Annotated in this window: 24 protein-coding genes; 1 reads left to right on the forward strand and 23 read right to left on the reverse strand. The window is 36.0% G+C overall.

What is annotated here, in order from left to right; translation table 11 throughout:
* Positions 1-2: 2 nt before the first annotated feature.
* The 5 genes from IGK77_RS15020 to IGK77_RS15040 all read right to left on the reverse strand — a co-directional run bounded on the left by IGK77_RS15020 (position 3) and on the right by IGK77_RS15040 (position 2,422).
* Positions 3-203, reverse strand: coding sequence for a hypothetical protein (locus IGK77_RS15020; RefSeq protein WP_438713256.1), 201 nt, complete (start codon positions 201-203; stop codon positions 3-5).
* A gap of 169 nt (positions 204-372) precedes the next feature.
* Positions 373-1,068 (reverse strand): hypothetical protein, encoded by a 696-nt coding sequence (locus IGK77_RS15025; protein WP_438713257.1) that lies wholly within the window; start codon positions 1,066-1,068, stop codon positions 373-375.
* Positions 1,061-1,498, reverse strand: coding sequence for a hypothetical protein (locus IGK77_RS15030; RefSeq protein ID WP_108145546.1), 438 nt, complete (start codon positions 1,496-1,498; stop codon positions 1,061-1,063). The genes IGK77_RS15025 and IGK77_RS15030 overlap by 8 nt, the downstream gene beginning before the upstream one ends.
* Positions 1,499-1,501: 3 nt before the next feature.
* Positions 1,502-1,720 carry a DNA helicase UvrA gene (locus tag IGK77_RS15035; protein WP_169058595.1) on the reverse strand — a complete coding sequence of 73 codons (219 nt, stop codon included), beginning with the start codon at positions 1,718-1,720 and terminating at the stop codon, positions 1,502-1,504.
* A 441-nt stretch (positions 1,721-2,161) separates the two neighbouring features.
* The gene (locus IGK77_RS15040; RefSeq protein WP_023523762.1) at positions 2,162-2,422 is read right to left on the reverse strand and encodes a hypothetical protein; all 261 of its coding nucleotides are present in this window, start codon (positions 2,420-2,422) and stop codon (positions 2,162-2,164) included.
* Between the two features lie 153 nt (positions 2,423-2,575).
* Between IGK77_RS15040 and IGK77_RS15045 the strand changes: the two genes are divergently transcribed.
* Positions 2,576-2,698, forward strand: coding sequence for a putative holin-like toxin (locus tag IGK77_RS15045; RefSeq protein ID WP_070097509.1), 123 nt, complete (start codon positions 2,576-2,578; stop codon positions 2,696-2,698).
* 215 nt (positions 2,699-2,913) lie between these two features.
* Here the strand turns inward: IGK77_RS15045 and ssb are convergent, their stop codons facing one another.
* The 18 genes from ssb to IGK77_RS15135 all read right to left on the reverse strand — a co-directional run bounded on the left by ssb (position 2,914) and on the right by IGK77_RS15135 (position 18,651).
* Positions 2,914-3,399, reverse strand: a complete 486-nt coding sequence (gene ssb / locus IGK77_RS15050) for a single-stranded DNA-binding protein (RefSeq protein WP_438713259.1) — start codon at positions 3,397-3,399, stop codon at positions 2,914-2,916.
* 2 nt (positions 3,400-3,401) lie between these two features.
* Complete coding sequence (locus tag IGK77_RS15055; RefSeq protein ID WP_438713260.1) at positions 3,402-4,301, reverse strand: nucleotidyl transferase AbiEii/AbiGii toxin family protein; 900 nt, start codon at positions 4,299-4,301, stop codon at positions 3,402-3,404.
* A 15-nt stretch (positions 4,302-4,316) separates the two neighbouring features.
* Positions 4,317-4,910 (reverse strand): type IV toxin-antitoxin system AbiEi family antitoxin domain-containing protein, encoded by a 594-nt coding sequence (locus IGK77_RS15060; RefSeq protein ID WP_438713261.1) that lies wholly within the window; start codon positions 4,908-4,910, stop codon positions 4,317-4,319.
* 75 nt (positions 4,911-4,985) lie between these two features.
* Complete coding sequence (locus IGK77_RS15065; RefSeq protein ID WP_438713262.1) at positions 4,986-5,135, reverse strand: hypothetical protein; 150 nt, start codon at positions 5,133-5,135, stop codon at positions 4,986-4,988.
* Positions 5,136-5,150: 15 nt separating this feature from the next.
* Positions 5,151-7,355, reverse strand: a complete 2,205-nt coding sequence (locus IGK77_RS15070) for a DNA topoisomerase 3 (RefSeq protein ID WP_438713263.1) — start codon at positions 7,353-7,355, stop codon at positions 5,151-5,153.
* Between the two features lie 10 nt (positions 7,356-7,365).
* Positions 7,366-8,835: a toprim domain-containing protein gene (locus IGK77_RS15075; protein WP_023523819.1), complete on the reverse strand. Its 1,470-nt coding sequence runs from the start codon at positions 8,833-8,835 to the stop codon at positions 7,366-7,368.
* Between the two features lie 60 nt (positions 8,836-8,895).
* On the reverse strand, positions 8,896-11,751 hold the full coding sequence (locus IGK77_RS15080) for an NADAR domain-containing protein (RefSeq protein WP_438713265.1): 2,856 nt from the start codon (positions 11,749-11,751) through the stop codon (positions 8,896-8,898).
* Between the two features lie 62 nt (positions 11,752-11,813).
* Positions 11,814-12,008 carry a hypothetical protein gene (locus tag IGK77_RS15085; protein WP_023523817.1) on the reverse strand — a complete coding sequence of 65 codons (195 nt, stop codon included), beginning with the start codon at positions 12,006-12,008 and terminating at the stop codon, positions 11,814-11,816.
* A 147-nt stretch (positions 12,009-12,155) separates the two neighbouring features.
* A complete protein-coding gene (locus IGK77_RS15090) occupies positions 12,156-12,491 on the reverse strand; it encodes a hypothetical protein (protein ID WP_108145551.1) in 336 nt (111 codons plus the stop codon).
* 11 nt (positions 12,492-12,502) lie between these two features.
* Positions 12,503-14,095, reverse strand: coding sequence for a MobP2 family relaxase (mobP2, locus tag IGK77_RS15095; protein WP_438713267.1), 1,593 nt, complete (start codon positions 14,093-14,095; stop codon positions 12,503-12,505).
* An 18-nt stretch (positions 14,096-14,113) separates the two neighbouring features.
* Entirely contained in the window at positions 14,114-14,536 is a 423-nt protein-coding gene (locus IGK77_RS15100) for a hypothetical protein (protein WP_023523814.1), read from the reverse strand.
* 1 nt (position 14,537) lies between these two features.
* Complete coding sequence (locus tag IGK77_RS15105) at positions 14,538-14,834, reverse strand: hypothetical protein (RefSeq protein WP_023523813.1); 297 nt, start codon at positions 14,832-14,834, stop codon at positions 14,538-14,540.
* A gap of 202 nt (positions 14,835-15,036) precedes the next feature.
* A complete protein-coding gene (locus IGK77_RS15110) occupies positions 15,037-15,456 on the reverse strand; it encodes a hypothetical protein (RefSeq protein ID WP_438713268.1) in 420 nt (139 codons plus the stop codon).
* Between the two features lie 34 nt (positions 15,457-15,490).
* The gene (locus IGK77_RS15115) at positions 15,491-15,814 is read right to left on the reverse strand and encodes a hypothetical protein (RefSeq protein WP_438713269.1); all 324 of its coding nucleotides are present in this window, start codon (positions 15,812-15,814) and stop codon (positions 15,491-15,493) included.
* Positions 15,815-15,825: 11 nt separating this feature from the next.
* On the reverse strand, positions 15,826-16,920 hold the full coding sequence (locus IGK77_RS15120) for a hypothetical protein (RefSeq protein WP_438713270.1): 1,095 nt from the start codon (positions 16,918-16,920) through the stop codon (positions 15,826-15,828).
* Positions 16,921-16,937: 17 nt separating this feature from the next.
* A complete protein-coding gene (locus IGK77_RS15125) occupies positions 16,938-17,168 on the reverse strand; it encodes a hypothetical protein (RefSeq protein ID WP_108145554.1) in 231 nt (76 codons plus the stop codon).
* A 22-nt stretch (positions 17,169-17,190) separates the two neighbouring features.
* Positions 17,191-17,997, reverse strand: a complete 807-nt coding sequence (locus tag IGK77_RS15130) for a hypothetical protein (protein WP_438713271.1) — start codon at positions 17,995-17,997, stop codon at positions 17,191-17,193.
* Positions 17,998-18,006: 9 nt separating this feature from the next.
* A complete protein-coding gene (locus tag IGK77_RS15135; protein WP_438713272.1) occupies positions 18,007-18,651 on the reverse strand; it encodes a hypothetical protein in 645 nt (214 codons plus the stop codon).
* Positions 18,652-18,659 lie beyond the last annotated feature (8 nt).

Consider the following 18,659-nt stretch of genomic DNA (forward strand, 5'->3'; position numbering starts at 1 on the left):
TCTCATCGAAACAGTCCTATAAAAAATATAGTTATGATCATTTTGATTATTAACCTGACCAACGCCAATACGAACCGCCAAAAAACCAAACAAAATCCCAGTATTCCTAAAAATACTACCAAGTTTACATTCACAGCGGCACTATGAGAAATAAGTATTTCGCCAACAAATAGCACTAATAGTAAGGGTATAATCTTGTTCACATAAATCTCCTTCTTTCTCTTAGGTTAGCGGGCTTTGCCCGCTTATTTCGCACCACCTAAGCGGCGGGGGCGGTCGGAGCGATTGGTGCGAAATAAGAGCTTGTCCTGATTTTCTAATTGAAAAAACTCTTATTTCACACTTTTCCACTTTTCAGTATAAATACCAAAGTTATTTATTGTTTTTTAAAAAAAACATTTGATAAGCAACTTGTTTTCTCTCTAACTCTACTAACATTTGTTCGGTCTCATCAAAATGAAATGTTTCATACAATTCTTTCCGCATTTCAGAGTTATTATCCTTTGAATTTGCAACCTCTTTTTTGTACTCATCAAGAAATGATTGAGGTACCGTTAACATGTACCCATTTCCAAAAACCAAGGCTAATTCGGTCTCGGCCGTTAGAAATTGAGCAAACAGCAAATAATAGTCAAAGTGATTGTATTTTTTTTGGTTTAATTCCTCCATTCTCTCTTCCATGTCCATACCACTTTCTACAAATGTTACATAGTCATTTTCTGAATAGTATTCTTTCCTAAGAATCACGCAATTAATATAATTTTTTACATACTCATTGGTCTCTAAAAATACTTCCATGATATACTGGTCGGTCTCAAAACGTAAAAGAGTGCTGTTATTTTCCATTTTAGGTAAAAGTGTATAATAATTAACCTTAGCTTCAACTTTTAAAACACTCGTTTGCTTCTCGTTATATAGTTCTTGTTCCACACTATTTACATAGTACCCTAACTCTTCCATACAACTAAATGACTGTTTCACTCTTCTTGTTACCTCATCTAGATGCTCCCTATTTGTCAAAAATTGACAAATATCTTCCGTTGACAACTGATATACAATCTCACTCATCTTCATTTCCCTCCAATTCAAGTGTGTACAATGCGCCATATTCTTTGATTTTTTCAAATAAATCTAGCCACTCATTAGAAACTGTCTTAGCTTTTTTTGTCTCCGAATATTTGGCATAAGTAAGTTCTAACGCCTGATACTCGGAAGGAGTAATCGCACTCGGTTTAACACCTGAATCCAAGCACACCAGTGCTTGAAACAACCATTTTGGATTTTGTTTCTTCAACTGTTCCAAAGTTCGGTAATACGTTTCAATCAGATTGATTTCTACACTAGATTCAATCATTTCCTCGACAGCTACTGATAGCTGTTTCTTGTAATGTTTTTTTGGCACACGAGTCTCATTGTAAAGAAAGGTCATATCTTCCATTTTTTGTGCCATTTTGTCCAAAGGTAATTTAGCAAATTCGTCATAGTATTTTTGAACCATATTTTATTCCTCCAAGTCATTTTTGATTAAAATGTAGTCTCCACGTACTAATGAATATTTTCTTCCACATGTCTTACACTGATAGCGATATACAGATTTTATAGAATCCGCTTTTTCTCCACAGTCACATGCAATCTGATGTGGTACACTTTTATACCTTATATTTGGTATTGGATACAACACACTAAAAGGTACACCCCAATAATCATATTTTTCTCTCACAGTTGACCCTGCCTCCTCTTAGGGAAAGGTTTTGAACCTTCCGCCGTTTCTTTCTTTATTGATTTGTTGGCCAGAATGAATCAACTAAAACAGCAAGGGACAAGGGCGCGTAGCGTGCATTTTACCCTTGTCCCTTGCTGTTTTTGGTGATAAAAGGCAACTTGTTGCCGGTCTGGCAAATCAATAAAGAAACAGCGGAGTGGATCAAAGCTTTCATCCAGAGGAAGCTTTTACGATCCGTCTTGCTTTGCAAGACCCCATTTCTTTATGAACGCTTTGCGTTCGCTTTTTCTCGAACGGCGGTGGCGGTTGGAGTGAGAGAAGGTTTTTAAATTGAGAAGGCGCTTGTGCCTTCCTAAGAGGCCTTTCTATTTCTTCTTGTTTCTATGTAAAACAAAAAGAGCTGCAATCCTCAAATAAGGACTGTAGCTCTTCTTTTATTTATATGCCCATCAATCGTGTAAAATGATCGGGATTTCTAACAACCATGCCAGAAACAACTAGCTGATTTCGTTTATTGAAGTGACCGGTTACTGCAATATTGTATTTACCATCTTCCATAATTAATAACTTATCGACAATCTCAATATCTGCGACTACACAATTAATCGATTCATGAATTGTTTGTAAAGTAAAGCGAACCAATAATGGTTGCGTTTTTATCACTCGAATTTTATCAAGTAAACCGACATAGTTGTTCATCACGATCACCTCACTATAATTATAGCAAAGACAACTAAAATTGAGAATTTTTAACCGAGTTTAGATATGCTATAATAATCAAGACAGTAAAGTTTGAAGACGGTGGCGACTTCTGAAAGGTGGTGGTGCTTATGTATGTAAGTGCTAAAATCTATGAAAGGAGTAAGCCTTTTGTCCGCATATGAGACAATTCAAACCATTCTTGGTTTTGGTATGTTTACCATCACTTTGATTAGTTTGATTGTAGATATGCTTAAAAATGACAAAAAGAAATAACCGTCTACTTTAGCAGGTCAGCGGTTATTTCCAAATAACTAATATTCTGCCACCGTTCTTTAATCGGTGCTGTTAATGGGGGGTTGTTAGCGCAACTCCTCTTTTTCATGTTCATTATAGCAACATTTCGCAAAAAATTCAATGGTTACCTGTCATCCCATAGAATCCATCGTTAAACGAATGTTTATTTCTAGTCTTCCTCCTTTTTTCTCTCACTAAAACGGTAGATCATCATCGTCAATATCAATTATTTGTCCATCAAATGGGTTTTGTAAATTCTTCAAATCGTTGTTATTAGTTGTCGTTATATCATTTTGTTCAACGGTTTTTGTTTCTGGTTTAATTTGAGATTGACCCTGGTGCGCACGACTTTCTGTCGATGCTTTACTTTCTAACAATTGGAAATTATCGGCCACAACTTCAGTCACGTAGACACGCTGTCCTTGCTGATTGTCATAAGTCCGCGTTTGAATCCGTCCGACAACTCCGATTAGGCTACCCTTTTTAGCTAATGCAGCCATTGTTTCCGCTGGTTTACGCCAAATCACGCAGTTAATAAAATCGGCTTCTCGATTGCCGTTTTGATTCGTGAAATTACGGTTAACAGCTAGGGTAAAAGTGGCCACTGCTGTACCACTTGCGGTATAACGTAAATCTGGATCTTTGGTTAATCGTCCTACTAAAGTTACATTATTGATCATTTTTATCTCTCCATTTCTTGATTCATTTGTTGTGATCTCTTAAAATTTTGTTTTCGTTCTACTTTCTCTTGCTCTACAATTGATTGCATCAGGGAATCAACGGAAGTTAGTGTAGATTCGAAAGAAATGTCTTTGGCAAAATAGTTTTCTTGTTGGTATCTTTTCCACTTTCCTCTCAAGCCCTCATCTTTCACCAATTGAGGCATTTCCTGATCATACAAATGCTTAAACACCGATTGATTATTTCTTTCCTTGAATGTTCCTTGAACACTCTTATACAAATTTTTCTCATCGATACGTTCTAATTTCGGAATCATATACAGGTCATAAAAATCTTTCATGCGCGAATTATCTTTTCCAAAACTAAACGTGGCATGTAATTTTTCAGCTAGAATTTGTTCCGTAGGATAAGCTGGAATATGAATCGATTTATCTTCAAACATCAATTTGTGTTCATACATCAATGCTGCTGGAATAATAGAATCACCTGAAGTAATATCTAATTTAAAAGGTACACGTGCATTTTCAAGAAAAGCAATAAACTTTGCCTGAAAACCTGGGTAATAATCGGCTTCCCTCGTCTCTGTTAATCCCTTTAATTCAAACCGAATGTCATCTTTTGTAGGATTAGCTGTTAATTCAGAAAAAACAGTTTCTAACTTTTCTTTTGTTAGTTTCGAATTTCGATAAGTCGTATCAATATCAACGGTTGAACGGTTTTCTAAACCGTATTTTGATCCGATCAGAAATCCCCCTTTTAATACAAAATCGTCATGATAAGGCGATTCAACGATACATTCTAATAATTTTTCCATCATATAATATCTTTGGACAATTTGTGGATTTAAATGTTTCTCTGCTGCGAAATTTCTCGTTTTTGCTTTAAATTGTGTCGGTGTCATTCACCTTTACTCCTCTCAATAAAGTGGCAACATGTACAAAGTCATTTCTTTTGGTGATTTTAAAATATCCATGTATCTTCTTAGCTTATTTGTATTTCTACTGGTACTTGTCATATATTCTTTTAATGCTTCTTGTTTTACTTCTACGCTTGCTTTATATCTGGGATTCCACATATCACATAACGTTCGCTCTAAATCATAGACGAAAATTTTATTGCCGTAAAAGCTTTCTGTTTTTGTGACTCCCAGGTCAAAATTTTCTTTATTCGTGTAATGCGGTTGAATGGCATACTGATCTAAATTCTCCTTTGATACATTGTATCCTTTAGGAAACATCATATTGATCTTTTTAGGGATATACGTTCCGACTTGAAAAAGATCGAGCGCAGTCTCATGAGAAAAAATCCCTCTGGAATAGATACTTTGAGCGAGATACAATTCATCCACGAACGCATCCTTTAAGGTATAGAAACCTGGCGCTACCTTTTCTATTTTATCCTTTTCAGCTAATCGATCTAACGTCATAGGCAATAATCCTTCGCTTCTAGCATCCTTCAAGGATAGGTTGCCATTGTATTTCTCAAAAATGCACTTGACTTTATCTTTCATCGCTTTCCCTCTCAAAAGTTAATATTAAACTAACACAACTATAACATGTTAGTTTAATATTAACAACAGGGGAATTTATCGATCTAATTCGATTTCTCTTTGAATCCGCTGCTGGTTCTTCAATTGCTGAAGTCTTGTTTTTTTGGCACGTAATTTTTCTTGTTCTGAACGAATTTGGGCTTTTTGATTTTCGATTTCTTGTTGTTTGTGTGTTGTATTACGCATAAAATTAACCCTCCATTATTTTGTAGTGCGTCGTGTTCTTTTCTTATAGTTCGTTTTTTTCTTTTCAGAAAATTCAAAGCCTGTAGTGAAGTCTTCTTTTAAAACAATAGTTGCTTCAAACGAACCCTTCTGACCTTTTAACCCTTTCACTGGTTGGCTTGTTCGGCTATTTTGAATGATCTCCTTCAGCTGTATCGCTGTGAGTTTCTTTTTGGCAATCGTTGTCCATAATTTAAAATCACAGGATTCAGACGTGCAAGCCGCCACCTTTTGATAAAGTATGACTTCTTTTTCCTGGCACTTTGGACAAGATCCTAAATGACGCGCCGCTTCTTGCTTTTCACTGGCTACTTTCACCTCTTGTAACGTTGCTCCAAAATCAGTGGCTTGGATTTGTTCTGGGACGACTTCCAACAAGTGAGAGATAAATTTTTGGATATTAGCTAGAAAAGTATCTTGTGTCCCTTTTTGCTCACCAATCTTTAATAGGTAACTTTCCCATTTGGCGGTCATTTCGGCGCTCGTAAACAGCGGTTCTTTTTCAACAGCCTGACAAAGTAATATTCCTTTATTTGTCACCATGAGTTTATTTTTCTCTACCTTGATGTATTCCTTTTGTTTCAAGGTTTCAATAATATTGGCACGTGTCGCTTCTGTACCAATTCCTTCGACTTCTTTCAATATGGATTGCGCTTCTTCACTATCCACAGTTTTACCAGCCGTCTTCATGGCGGTGATCAGTGTACCTTCAGTATACGGTTGTGGTGGTTTGGTTTTTTTTTCAAGGATTTCTAAATCTACTGTCACCGTTTCTCCTTTTGTCACTTTAGGAAGTAGCGGTTCTTCTTCCTTCTCTTTTCTGTCGCTCTCTTTGCCAAACAGCTTTTTCCAGCCTAGATCTACTGGTACTTTTCCGACTGCCTTTAGCTGAAGCTGCTGGACTTGCGTCAAGATCGTTGTTTCTTCATAGGTATATTTTTCCGCAAACATGGCCACCGTTGTTTTTAAAACTTGTTCATAAATGGCCTGCTGCAGCGGACTTAGTTGTTCAAAAGCCGCTGCTGACATGACTGTTTTTGTAGGAATGATCGCGTAATGTTCCTGGACTTTCTTATTATTCACATACCGACTATTCGGTGTATGAGTAGGAGTAGGAATTGCTTCAGCCTTTAAAAAATACTTGTATTCGTCTAAGTGAGCCAACAAATACGCATATTCACCTTCCGTGATATAAGGGGTATCTGTACGTGGATAGCTTAGATATTTCCCTTCATATAGTCCTTGCATTGCTTCTAACGTATCCTTTGCACTAGCTTTCATGAGTTGGTTCATCTTAGACTGAAGGCTCGATAGAGAAAAAAGACGCGGACTTGCCGCGCTTTTTTTCTCGGTTTCGACTTCAAGAATCATGCCTGGCTGTTGTCCTACTTGAACGCCTTTTTCTTTTAAATACGCTTCAAATGCTTCTTGCGTCACTTGGGTTTCATTGGGATCAAGCTTGGCATCAAATGTGCCATTTTGAGCGGTTACTTGGGCTTTTCCTTCAAAGTAGGGTTCTTTCTTGAAGTTCCTAATCTTTTCTTGCAACTGATAAATCATATAAAGCGTTGGAGTCTGAACTCTGCCTAAGGAGAAGCTTCCTGGTATGCCTTTTTGCTGCAAGAGTAAACTATATAGTGGACTACCGTTCATGCCGATCAACCAATCAGCGATCTGACGTGCTTGAGCTTCCTCAAATTTTGGATAGGTCTCTCCAGCGTCTCGTAACTGCTGGAATCCCTGATAAATCGCTTCTTTTTCTAAGGAGTTGATCCAAAGTCTTTTATAGGTTTTTCCCTGGTCTGCACCTGCTTGTTGAATGATCGACCAAGCAATCAATTCACCTTCACGATCGCTATCTGTCCCAATAACAATGGTATCGGCCGATTGAAGTTGCTGCTTCACCACGTTGAATTGCTTTTTCTTATCTTTAGGAACATGATACCGATAATGCGTAGGGATAATAGGCAAATCCTCTAATGACCATTGTTTCCATTTTTCATCGTACATATCAGGGGAATCTAACTCGACTAAATGACCAAAACCATAGGTAATTACAGTTTCACCTGGAAACAATCGATCCTTGATCTCAAAATATCCATCTTTTCGGGTAGCTTTAGAGAAGCTATCCGCATAAGCCTTCGCTTGTGACGGTTTTTCTGCTAAAATAACTGTTTTCATAGTAAAGCTTTCACTCCCTCTCTTGTTGTCTGCCCTGTTGAAACAACATGGCCCGTTTTTGTTTTCTGATTTCTTGTTGCTGGATCTCATGCTTCAATTGATCGTTCCAATCTTTTTTCACTTCAGACACAAATTCATGTTCATGTTTTTTATAGCCCTTATAGTACTCTTCCGCCTTATAAGAAAAAAGAATACTCGCATTCACATCTTTCATATCCGCTTTCTTACTATAAAAACGATCAAAATTATACGTACCATCAGATTGCTCACAAGCTTTTAATTCTTTGGCTACTGTAGTACAGGCTTTCTTTAAATCAATCACTTCTACCTGTTCATTGACTGCCAACCTCTTTCCAAACGTTGCTTTTACATTGTGCGCAGACACTAGTTGATTGGTTAGCTGTAAATTATTCTCCGTTTTGTGTACAGCCATGATTGCTTCAGGATCTACTTTAATTTCTTTTGCGGCTCTTTCATAAATTGTTTTGTATGCTTTGGGTACTTGCCAATCATTCGGAATGCCTCGTTTACAGCGGATTTTTTGATTGGTAAAAGGATCAGTAATACCCATTAATTGTTCTTTTTCATAAAAGATATGCCCCGCACGATCGTTATCAACACATACTTCAATGGACTGCGGAAATTCTTGTTTCTGGCTTAGTTCTGTGATTGCTTCACTGACATAATGACTGATCACATGGTGTTTCAAACCTTCCATAGAAACTAACCACGTATCAGTTAACTGGTCTTGATTCAGCGCTGCGTAGCTAAGCAGATCAATACTGCTTTCAAAAAATTTTAAGTGTTTCGGATCACCGTTTTTAAGGTTAAATCCGTGATTGGCCGTCGAATTTTTATCTATATGCTTATACGTACCTCTCTCACCAAAACGTTCAAAATCAATGACCGTTCCTTGATAACTTGCTCCAACCGTTTCTTTCGTCTGTGGGTCTTTCCACAAAAAAACGACTGCATGATCTAATCGATCGTCTCGAACTAAATAATTTTCTCTTTCATTTTTTGGTTTTAGCTCGGCAAGTAATCCTTCTTTTTCCGCATAATCAATCAACCAACTTGGTAATTTTCGTTCTTCCTTCAGATAACTTCTACCTTTTTCAGTGAGTGGGTGATAATCAATGGGGTGATCTTTATACTCTTCCGTTTCAAAATGAAGATTTTCCACCCGTTCCGTTTTGGTTTCATTCTTTAGGATAAAATCAGTAGCAGCTTTAAATTGTTGTTTAGGATCTTGAATCTCTTTGTTGATGAAAAAAATTTTAGCTAATTCAATAATGTCGCCACTAATATTTTGACTGTTCCAATAAAAACGTTGTTTTCTTCGATCAAACACAAAAGAATCATGGTCCTCTAAACGGTAGTCTCGTCCTTTGTTGACCACAGCCATTCCATTGTTTCGAGCAAAATCCACTATATCCATTTGCTTGCATCGATCAATAAGACTCATTTTTTTCTCGGTCATTTTTAAACCTCCCAAAAGAAAAAAGACTATCCATTTTTCAGATAGTCTTTCTTGCTTGTTTTATACCCGTTCTTTTTGGGTCATTTGTTGTTCATAATAGATTTCATTTTTTCGTTTCGCCACTTCTGACACTGTTTCTTGCGAAAAATGGAATAAATTGCCTAGCGCAAATTCGTCTGAAGGTAACGCCGTTTGGATCTCTTTTCCATAACTTTTTCCTTTTAGAATCACTTGATTATGCTCCGGATCTTCAATAAACGCCGCATCCTTCAAATGTAGCGTTCGACCCGTATCTTCTTCCATGACTTTCCCGTCTTTCTTGTCGATCCAAAGGGAACCAATAGGTACAATATTCTTTGGTTCTACCGTTTCTACAATATTTTTATGATCCTGCTTCACTTCTGTTGGTTGGATCTCTAGTTCTCTTTGGTGATTGATCTCCGTAGAAATGGTTTGAATGAATTCATTTGCGACACGGCTGACATCATTCATGATTTTCCCACGTTCTGAAGCTTCTTTATCATCCAAAGTCTGACCGTTCTTTGTCCATGTCGCAATATAAGGAATTGCTTTCTCAGACGTATCCATTCCAAAATGCTTGCACACAATATAAGAGGTCATTTCTGCCTGGAGTTCTTTTGTTTCGGTGTCTAATTCTGAGAATTTATGCATTCTGGCATGCGCTAATTCGTGAATACTTGTAGCTAAATTCTGTGTCGGACTATTCCGAGTATTCATGACGATTTCTTCGTCACCAGTAAATTCGTTATGAACATACGCCCCACGTGCTTGTCCTAATTCTCTTTGATAGACTTCACTTTCTGTCATATCTCGAATTTGTATCCCAATAGTGTTGGCTACTGCTTGAATTCCAGCTTGTAGTTCCGACTGCCCTTTTTTATCCAATTGAAAATCAAAGACACGGTTCGGGAATATTTTCGGATAATCTTCAGGTTTCAATTGTGTTTGCGTAATATCGAATACTTTTTCAATCGTGTAGTACGGTTTTTTGATCACTTCGATCTGGCCACTTTCGATTCTTTTTTTATCTTCTAATGTGGCCTCTGTTTCTCGAACAAAGCCCCGTCCTTTATCATAGAATCCTTTGACCGTTTTTCTGACAAAGATCTTGTTTCCTTGTTCCCCTTTTTTGATATAAATGCCTTCTTTTTTCAACGCCCCACGTCCTAAACACGCCGTTGCATCTGGGAATTGTTCCTCGATCAATAATTGATTTCTAAAGGATCGTTCGGGAAAACGAGACATAAAGTTCAAAAGTTCTTTGACGTCTTCAGGTGAATGAGTATGCTTTTTCACCGCATCAAGTGCCTGTTGCGAAAGGGATTTGACTTCTTGCTTAATCTCTTCTGTCGAGCGTTTTTGGTAGCCCGTCTGTTTTGTTTTTGTCTCTTTATCCTTAGTTTGGTTCTGTAAAACTGGTTCATTTTTAACCGCTTGTTTTTGATCCTTTTCAGGTACTTGGTCGCACAATTTAGCTAACTCTACATAGATCGGGTGATTACTGTTGACGCCATCTCCTAGATCCATTCGGATCTGGTCTACTACTTCTCCGTTCTTCACTTCTTCAAAGTAGAATTTATAATAACCTGCTTCTGCGGCGTATTGATTATCCAACGTTTTAAGTTGATCGATCAATTCTAATGTTACGATCTCCCCACCATAACTTTTCAATCCTTTTTCTGGATCATTTTCGTTGAATTCTACTTGATAGTAATGATCGTTTTCTTTCTCCTTCAAAGAATCAGTTGGTGCAGCCTCTTCAAGTAATTCACGAACAGCTACTTTTTCCTCTTCCGACATGGCTTGATATTTTTTAGATTCCTCAAATTCCCCGTTTTCATTCAGTTCTAAAGCGACTTTTCGATAGCCTTTCAGAAAATATATGGTAGGATTCTTTTTCCATTGTGTCACTCGTCCACTATCAATGATCGCTTGTACTTCAGGAAGAATGTTTTCTTTTCCTTTTTCTGATTTTTCTTTCAGCTGTTCTAATGTTTCCAATTTCCGTTGGTATTTTCGGATCGTAACAGCTGAAAAAGTCGATTCACCTTTTTCAAAGCGTTCGATCTCTTCTTTGATTCTTGGAATATTCTCAATCGTCATATCCAGTCCGCCGTACTTGTTATAGCCCATTTCCTTTAGCTCTTCTTGTCTTTCAAGTTTCTCTACCTGTTTTTCTTGTTGCTTGATCTCTTCTCTCAGACTATGCACTTTATTTTCTAAACGTTCTTGTTTCTTAAAGAAGGAGTGACCATTCCTTTTGTCGTTCATCGGCTGGCCATTTGTCTTTCTTTGGTGTTCAAACATCTTTTCAATTTGTTCGTTTAATTCATTTTGCAATCGGACTAATTTTCTTTTGGACTTTCCTAAACGACTATTGTCTAATAGTTCTTGTTTCTTTTCTTGGGATTGTTTTTCTTCACCAGGCTCCTCATTTAATTCCGTACGGATTTCCATCAGTATCTTTCCTAAATGATTTTCGCCATTTTTGTTATTCACTCCCCAAAAATTATCGCCCCATGAATTGTTTTCTACTAGCGGAGTATGACCAGTTTGAAGTAATTTTTCTTTTAACGATTGATTTTGTGTGAATTTTGCTTTACAAATGTCTTTCATCACTTGTAATTTTATATTTTCCCAATCACTACGAAGAGCTACACGTTTACCAGCTTCTTTTGCTTCTTTTCCAGTCATATCAGTAAAATCTTTTCGAGTGAATTTTGTTTTAGGATCTATCGTTTGATTTGTTGCAAGTTTTGCTGCTTGAAACGCTGCTTCATTATTCTTATAAGTAATTCCTTCATAGGTTATAGGATAACTCAAATAGTAAAAATCGCCTCTAAATGAATCTATCGTCTCTTCAGTTGAGTGATTACTTTTATTAGAATCATTCATATCATTTCACTCCTATCGAGATTATTTTTATTTGTTGTTCACTTTCTTTTGCCTTATCCTTTCTAAATAAATGGATAATCTTCTGCCGCATCGACAAACATTGTCGTAGTCAGATTTAAGGTGAGAATATCGCCGCTTTGATAGGCTTGTGCGTTCTTGTCTGTGACAACAAAGCCTCTACCTGTTTGGATCTCTGTAACAAAAACGAGATTATCTCTGCTTTTTTCAACCACAACACCAATCGTTGTCTGAGTCATTTCTTCTTCCTCCCTTCTCTTTGGAATCTCACTTTCTTTTGATATAATAAAATTGAATCGCACCACTCAGTGAATTGGCGGAAAACAATTCATTGAAAAAAGAGTCCTGAACAATCACGTTCAGGACTCTTTTACGTCTCTATTTATTTAACATTCTGTGAGTGAAATGGACTTTTCAATGCTTTCACATGGGAAGTTATTGATTCCCTCTTCATTCATTTCCCAGGTGGTATAGTAAGGCGATAGCGTTCCTTCATATTCTTGAATGATAAAATATTTTCCATCGTGGATATAATTGCAACAATACACACCAGGTGCGGGATATTCCACTACGCGGAAAGCGTCTGGATCAAACCCTTCCATTTCTAACATGTTTCTGATTTGAAACAATTGCTCTTTTTCTAAACAATCAGGAAGTTGTTCGATTCGTTCATTTTTTAGCGATCCTTCTATGACTTTCCATTGATCTAAATATTGTTTCATTTCTATTCCTCCTATTGTCTTTCTTGTTCCATTTGGATTCTTCGTTGTTGCTCTTCATAAGCTTTACTTGCGCGGTATTTTTCTTCATGCGCGTTAATCGTTCGATTTAATTGGCGCAAGCTACGCTGCGTGACAACTCTTTGTTGAAATTGTTTCCTTCGTTTCATAAACTCTTCGTAACTATACTTGTATTCATTCGTTGGTAGCTGTTTAAGAGGTTGAAAGGATCGTTCCTTGTAAATAGCTTGTAGCTGATTGACACTTTCTATTAATGGTTTTATTTGACTATCCTGTCTCTTCAACTCTGTTAAAATCGCATTTCCTGTGCGCTTTTTCAAATCAAACAGGGCGTTTTTCTCTGCATCTTTTGTTTCTCTTTTGCTTTCCCCATAAAGACTTTTGGCTTCTTCTTTCAATGCTTTTGAAACCTGTATATATTCTTGATATCCAGGTTCTTTTGTTAAAACATATTTGGTTAGTTCATCGAGTTTCTCTCTTGTGTACGGTGAAAGCTTGGTTCGATTTTCATCCCCATAATTCCATTCTGAACGTTTGTCAGGTAAGGTTTCATATACTTCCTTTAATAATTTCATGGCGTGTCGATCGTAGCGTGCTGGCTCTTTTACTACTTTTGTTAAGGTGTTACGCAAATCACTTTTTCGTGTCAATAAATTTCGTTTCTCCATCCCAATCATTCGATCTTTATCATAAGAAAAACGTTCTAACTCATGTACATAATTGGTTTTCATTGCGTCTAACGTTGCTTGCCTTCTCTTCCCTTTCGGTACGATATAACTCACACCATTTTCAATCTCAGTATACGGCTTGCGCGTATTTTCTTTTTCAACAACTGCGAAATGAATATGGATATGTTTCGTATTGCGGTGAATCGTTGCCATCCAGTAACCTGTTTCATTTAATTGCTCTTTCTCGAATAATGTCTCCATCATTTTTCTTCCTGCTGCTTTCAAACCTTCTTCATCTAAGGTATCTGTTTTGGGATCGTACAAGCCTATTTTTTCAAGATACGAATGATCATGAGAGACAACATCTTGATAAATGATTGAGCCTTTTTGTTGCCCTCTTTGAAAGACTTGTTTGATCTCCTTTAGATCACTACCCTTCACTTCGTCTGAAGCAATAGAAAAAACTCCAGGAAGATTTCCTGAAGCTTTCTGGTGGGGTTCTATTTGATATTTTTCCATTGCTTGGTTCAAGCGTTGGTATTCTTTTTGTTCACTTTGCGTCAGTTCTTTCTTTTGCTCTAAAGCATAGTGGCGCGTCATATAAGAAAGATAATTGGTAAAATCTTGTTCCTCTAACTTGTCAAAATTGATTCCATGTTCCATCAACGATTGCGCTTCATTCGACGTTTCGCTGAATTCTTTACCCGTCTTACTCTCCGAAAAAGTTTCCCCTTCAGGAATATAGAAATCATTCAATACACCTTTTATTCGTTGTAGTTCCTGTTCTTCTTCTGGTGTTCGTCGTTCTATTTCTTCAAGAGCTTGTTCCCTTGTCATATAATCAATGTAAGTAGAAAATGACTTTTTATTTGGCAAAGTAAATTGACAAGTGAGAATGACTGCAGGCGATTGAGTCATTATTATTCTCCTTCATTTCTATCTTTTTAAAAACTGTGTTGGATCAAACGGATCGACTCTGGCATGAACAGATTCATTGATTGGTTTCTTGATCTTAGGAGAATATTTCTTCGTTTGATTCGCTTTTATTTTCCCTTCTACTCGTTCTTTTGCTTCTTGATAAACAGTTGAGTTTGTACCAATTAGTATTCCTGTATCTTTCAAATGAACATCTGCAAACTCTGAAACCATTTCGGTTAAAATAGAAATTTCCTTACTCATTCCATTCAACTTTGCTTGATTGGAATTTACTTTTTTCTCCATTTCTGGATCATAATTCATACATAAAAACCGAACAGCTTCACTATAGTTTTTAACCTCTGCATGAGTAGAAATAATTTCATTCAATACATCGATATGTGTTTGGTGAAAGTAAATGTGTTTGTCTATAACCTTTGCCATATCAAAGTTCACTTCCTCTATTTTGTTCAATTAAGATTTCTAAAATACGATTATTTTGGCTAACATATTCTTCTAATATCTTTGTGTTATAGCTTTGAATTTCTGTAAACTTTTCTAATAACTGGTCAAACTTTTCTTGTTTATATTCCATCAAAGGACGATCAAAATCATTTTCAACGAGTAGCTTTAAATAATCATTGCGACTCCATTTATTTCCTGTTCGATTTGTTAATTCTACGCATCTTCGATCAATTTCAGAAATGAATTTTGGATCTAAATCTCTAATTTTTATATTCATAATATCCTCCAATACAATATAGGATAGTGAAAAGGAGCCTATCCTTTTCACTATCCTACTGCTATCCTTTTGCCATCCTTCGCTATCCTTTTACTATCCTTTATAATAACAATTTGGGGTCATTTATTTTTTTCAGAAACGTGATAGGCACAGCCTATCCACCCACTTTTTTTAAAAGTGGGGTCACGTTTCCTTATGCTCTTTAAACTTCGTTCAACAGATGTATCTTAACAAGATTCGTTTGTAATACCTGATCAGAATAGATATGGTTACTACAATTGCTTAAAATCCATTCAAATTCTTGTTTATTTGATTTTCTGATGTTTATTTCATCTTCTCCTATCCCTAATTGAAATGTAGTAATTTCATATGCTTCTTTATATCTTTTGTCTAATTGAAATTCTAAACACTGATTTTGTTTCTTATAAATCACGTGTAATATTTCCCATAATGAAAAATATTCGCCATCCATTTTTATCTTTTTTATTACCGCTTTTTCACTTGAAAAAACTGTTCCAAATCGAACATCAAAGAAAATCATACTTACCAGTTCTTTGATGGTAGGAAATAACAAAGGTTCATCTAAATATAATTCGTAATCATATTCAATTTGATAATTCATTTCTATAACTCCTATTCTCTTATTTTATTATCGTTTAAACTAATTCAATTTGAGTTAATCGTTCTTCCTGAATCTTGTTTAAATAGATACCACAGGTTTGAACGGGGTGTTTGTCATTGGTAAATGTCGTATATATATATTCATAATCTTTTTGATCAACAAATACTTTCTGAAATGGAGAAACATAATACTCATGATATTTTTCAGAGCAGAGTAATTTCATCTGGTTATTATCGTATCTTAGTAACAGTTTTTTCTTATCAAAAAATAAATACTTAGAATAGATATAGCCAATAGTTTCATCTACTAGTGAACTATTCGTCTCGCATAGTTCACTAGACTGATAATTATTTTTCATAGAAAAACTCCTTATAAAGTTTTTTTAGGTATTTCTAGATCCCCACTTTTCCAATGAAAATAGGATGTGTTTTGCTGGATATTGCTTCCACCTAACCATACATTACCTATTCCATATCGTAAGCTTGTTTCCACTTCATAAAAATTGTAAACCTTCTTTTGTCGATCAATGAACTTCCTTTTTTTCTGTCCCTGAATAGAGTCTTTGATTTCCTTATTTGTAAATTCTTGAATACTCGTATGGACGGTATTCGTAAGAAGTAACCCGTCATACTTTCCATAGTTAACATAGTACTCATAACCAGAAAGCGTCGGGATCAGGTCACTCTCTATTTCTTTTTCAATTGAACGTTTAATAAGTTTCGTGGATACATACCCGATCAAAAAGAGAATAATACCCACTTCAAACAAATACATGTGTCCATTCAAAAATTGAACAAAGGTCATTAAAAATCCCTTCACTCCTTTTGTTGTTCTTCCAGATTGTTCGATTTGTTTTAATAGAGTCGCTAGTATTGCACTTACAATAATTAAATCGAATAGGCTTTTGAAAAGTTTTCCTGCTGTTAATTTTTGCCTGGTAAATTGCATGACTAATTGAGTAAAAATAGACAATAGTATGACAAAAATCAACGTCATTAGCACTGTAAAAATGTCTGATGCTGCAATCCTATTGGGATCATTTATTAAGTAATAAGCCGTTCCAAATACTCCAATCGAGTAAACGATTAAATCAAGAATAAGTCGAGACCCGTAACTACAGAGTTTACCTAATGGCCATAATTGTAATATCCAAAATTCTTTTCGCTTGATATTCGCTTTCAATGGAAACCAAGTGTGTTCCATCCAGTCATTGGATTTTATTTCGATTTCTTCTTTAATTTCCTTCTTCATTTCTTGCCAATGTGACGGCACAAATTTTCGGATCTTTAAAAATGAAAACATCAACGCAATGCACGATAGGAGACTCATAAACAAAAATGACAAATCTTTATTGATAAACCAAAAGAAAATTGGGGCGACAATCACAGCGAGACTAAAGAAAAAAACAGCTATACCTACGCTGATATAGCTGATCCATAAACATTTTTGATATACTTTTTTCACATAAAACCCTCCTGTTTTTATTTACTGTCAGCTGTAAAATATTTTTTTGCAGCCAAATAAAGAGCCTCAAAAGATCTGAATTTTAAGGTATCTATATTTTTTCTACCGTTCTTCAACTCAGATATTGTCGTGTTTGATAAATTCACTTCCTGACATATTTCTTTAACATTTACTACTTTGAGATAGGCGTTAATCAATACTTTTTGCTCAATGAAAGTATCTTTGCCAACCAAGTTCGCTCGCTTCATTTCCTTCACTCCACCTGTCCTTCTAAATATTTTCTTTTGACATACGATCAATTTTTTCTTGAATTTTTTGAATGATCTCTTCTTGATCTTTCATTTGTGTTTTCGATGTTTCAATTTCTTGCTGGTAACCATTTATCTTGTTCTCGGTATTTTCTTGATCATCTGCGACTTGATAAGGTAATTGATCTTTTAGTTTCTTCACTAACTCTTCATTCAAGTCGATGGTTGCTTGTAAGGTTTCCATCTGTTGTTGTGCTGTTTTTTGTTCTTTCTTGTATCCTTTCACTTTGTAATTGATCACATGTTGCTCGTAATCTTCATCTTTCACTTGATCCTTAACCTTATCTTCGTGAACATAATAAATCAGATCTTGCGGTTCTTGCATATCCACCTTTGGATCGATTTTTTCAGGAATAATCGTTAAGCGCATGGCGATATATTCTTCTGGTACATGTGCTAACTTCACTACAAAATAATCGTCAGACACCTTGATCACTTTGGCTTTTATTGCTTGATAATCGCCTTTTGCTGTCTTTACTTCTACTCGATAATTAAGATTAGCGAGTTCTTTTAACAAGCTTTGATCCTCATCATCGATCGCAAATTCAAAAACTAATTCTTGATCCGCTCCTTTTTCTTTTGAAACCATCGTCAGTTCTTTCGTGTTTAAAAATGTGTTCGTACTTACTTCATCTGGTACGTCTACTTTCTTATGCGTATAAATCGGACTCGCAAGGATTAAAAGGCCGAGAATCGTCAAAATTCCCAGCCATCGAAGATAACTTTTTCGTTTTTTAAACCGTTGTCTTGCTCCTTTTTTCTTACTCATTTTCTCCTCCTATCGAGTGAAGTAACTAAAGTCTGTGACTTTCCATTGTCCATCTACTTGTTTTTCAGTCACAGTCACTCCACCTTTTATTTTTTGTGGTTTGACATCTTTGAATTGAGGATTGCCGATCGTATAGTCCACAAAGACCACAAAATTTTGTTCTTCATTCTCACTGCTTGCTTGAGCGTAAGTTTCCACATCACCTAATGTAAAAGAGTAACTGCCGTAGTCATCATGCTGGTGACCATCGTCTACAGGACTTAATTTGTCGATCACTTCTTGGGTTGCGACATCTTTTAGTTTCTCTGTTACTTCATTCTTGCTTAATGATTTATCAATGGCTAATTGACCAAATGTTTCAGCCGTCTTTCTTTGTGCTTCAGTGACTTCTTCTTTTCCTTTTGTGCCGTCTTGTTGCTTCAGCTGATCGATTTCTTGGTTTTTCTCATGAATGGTTTGATTTAACTTGTCGATCTTCGCCTGTGCCTCAGAGGAACTTTTTTTGAGCGTCTCAGACGCGTTTTTAGCCACTTCTTCTGTTTGATAGGTATTTGTTGCTTGTTCCTCTTTCAACTGCCAAAACAACGCGATATTACCAATTAAACTAATACTAATTGCGGCTGTTAAGACGATTTTTAACGTTTTATTTTCCATCGTTTTTC

This window comes from Enterococcus sp. DIV0806c (assembly GCF_051710905.1).
Classification (GTDB): domain Bacteria; phylum Bacillota; class Bacilli; order Lactobacillales; family Enterococcaceae; genus Enterococcus_B; species Enterococcus_B mundtii.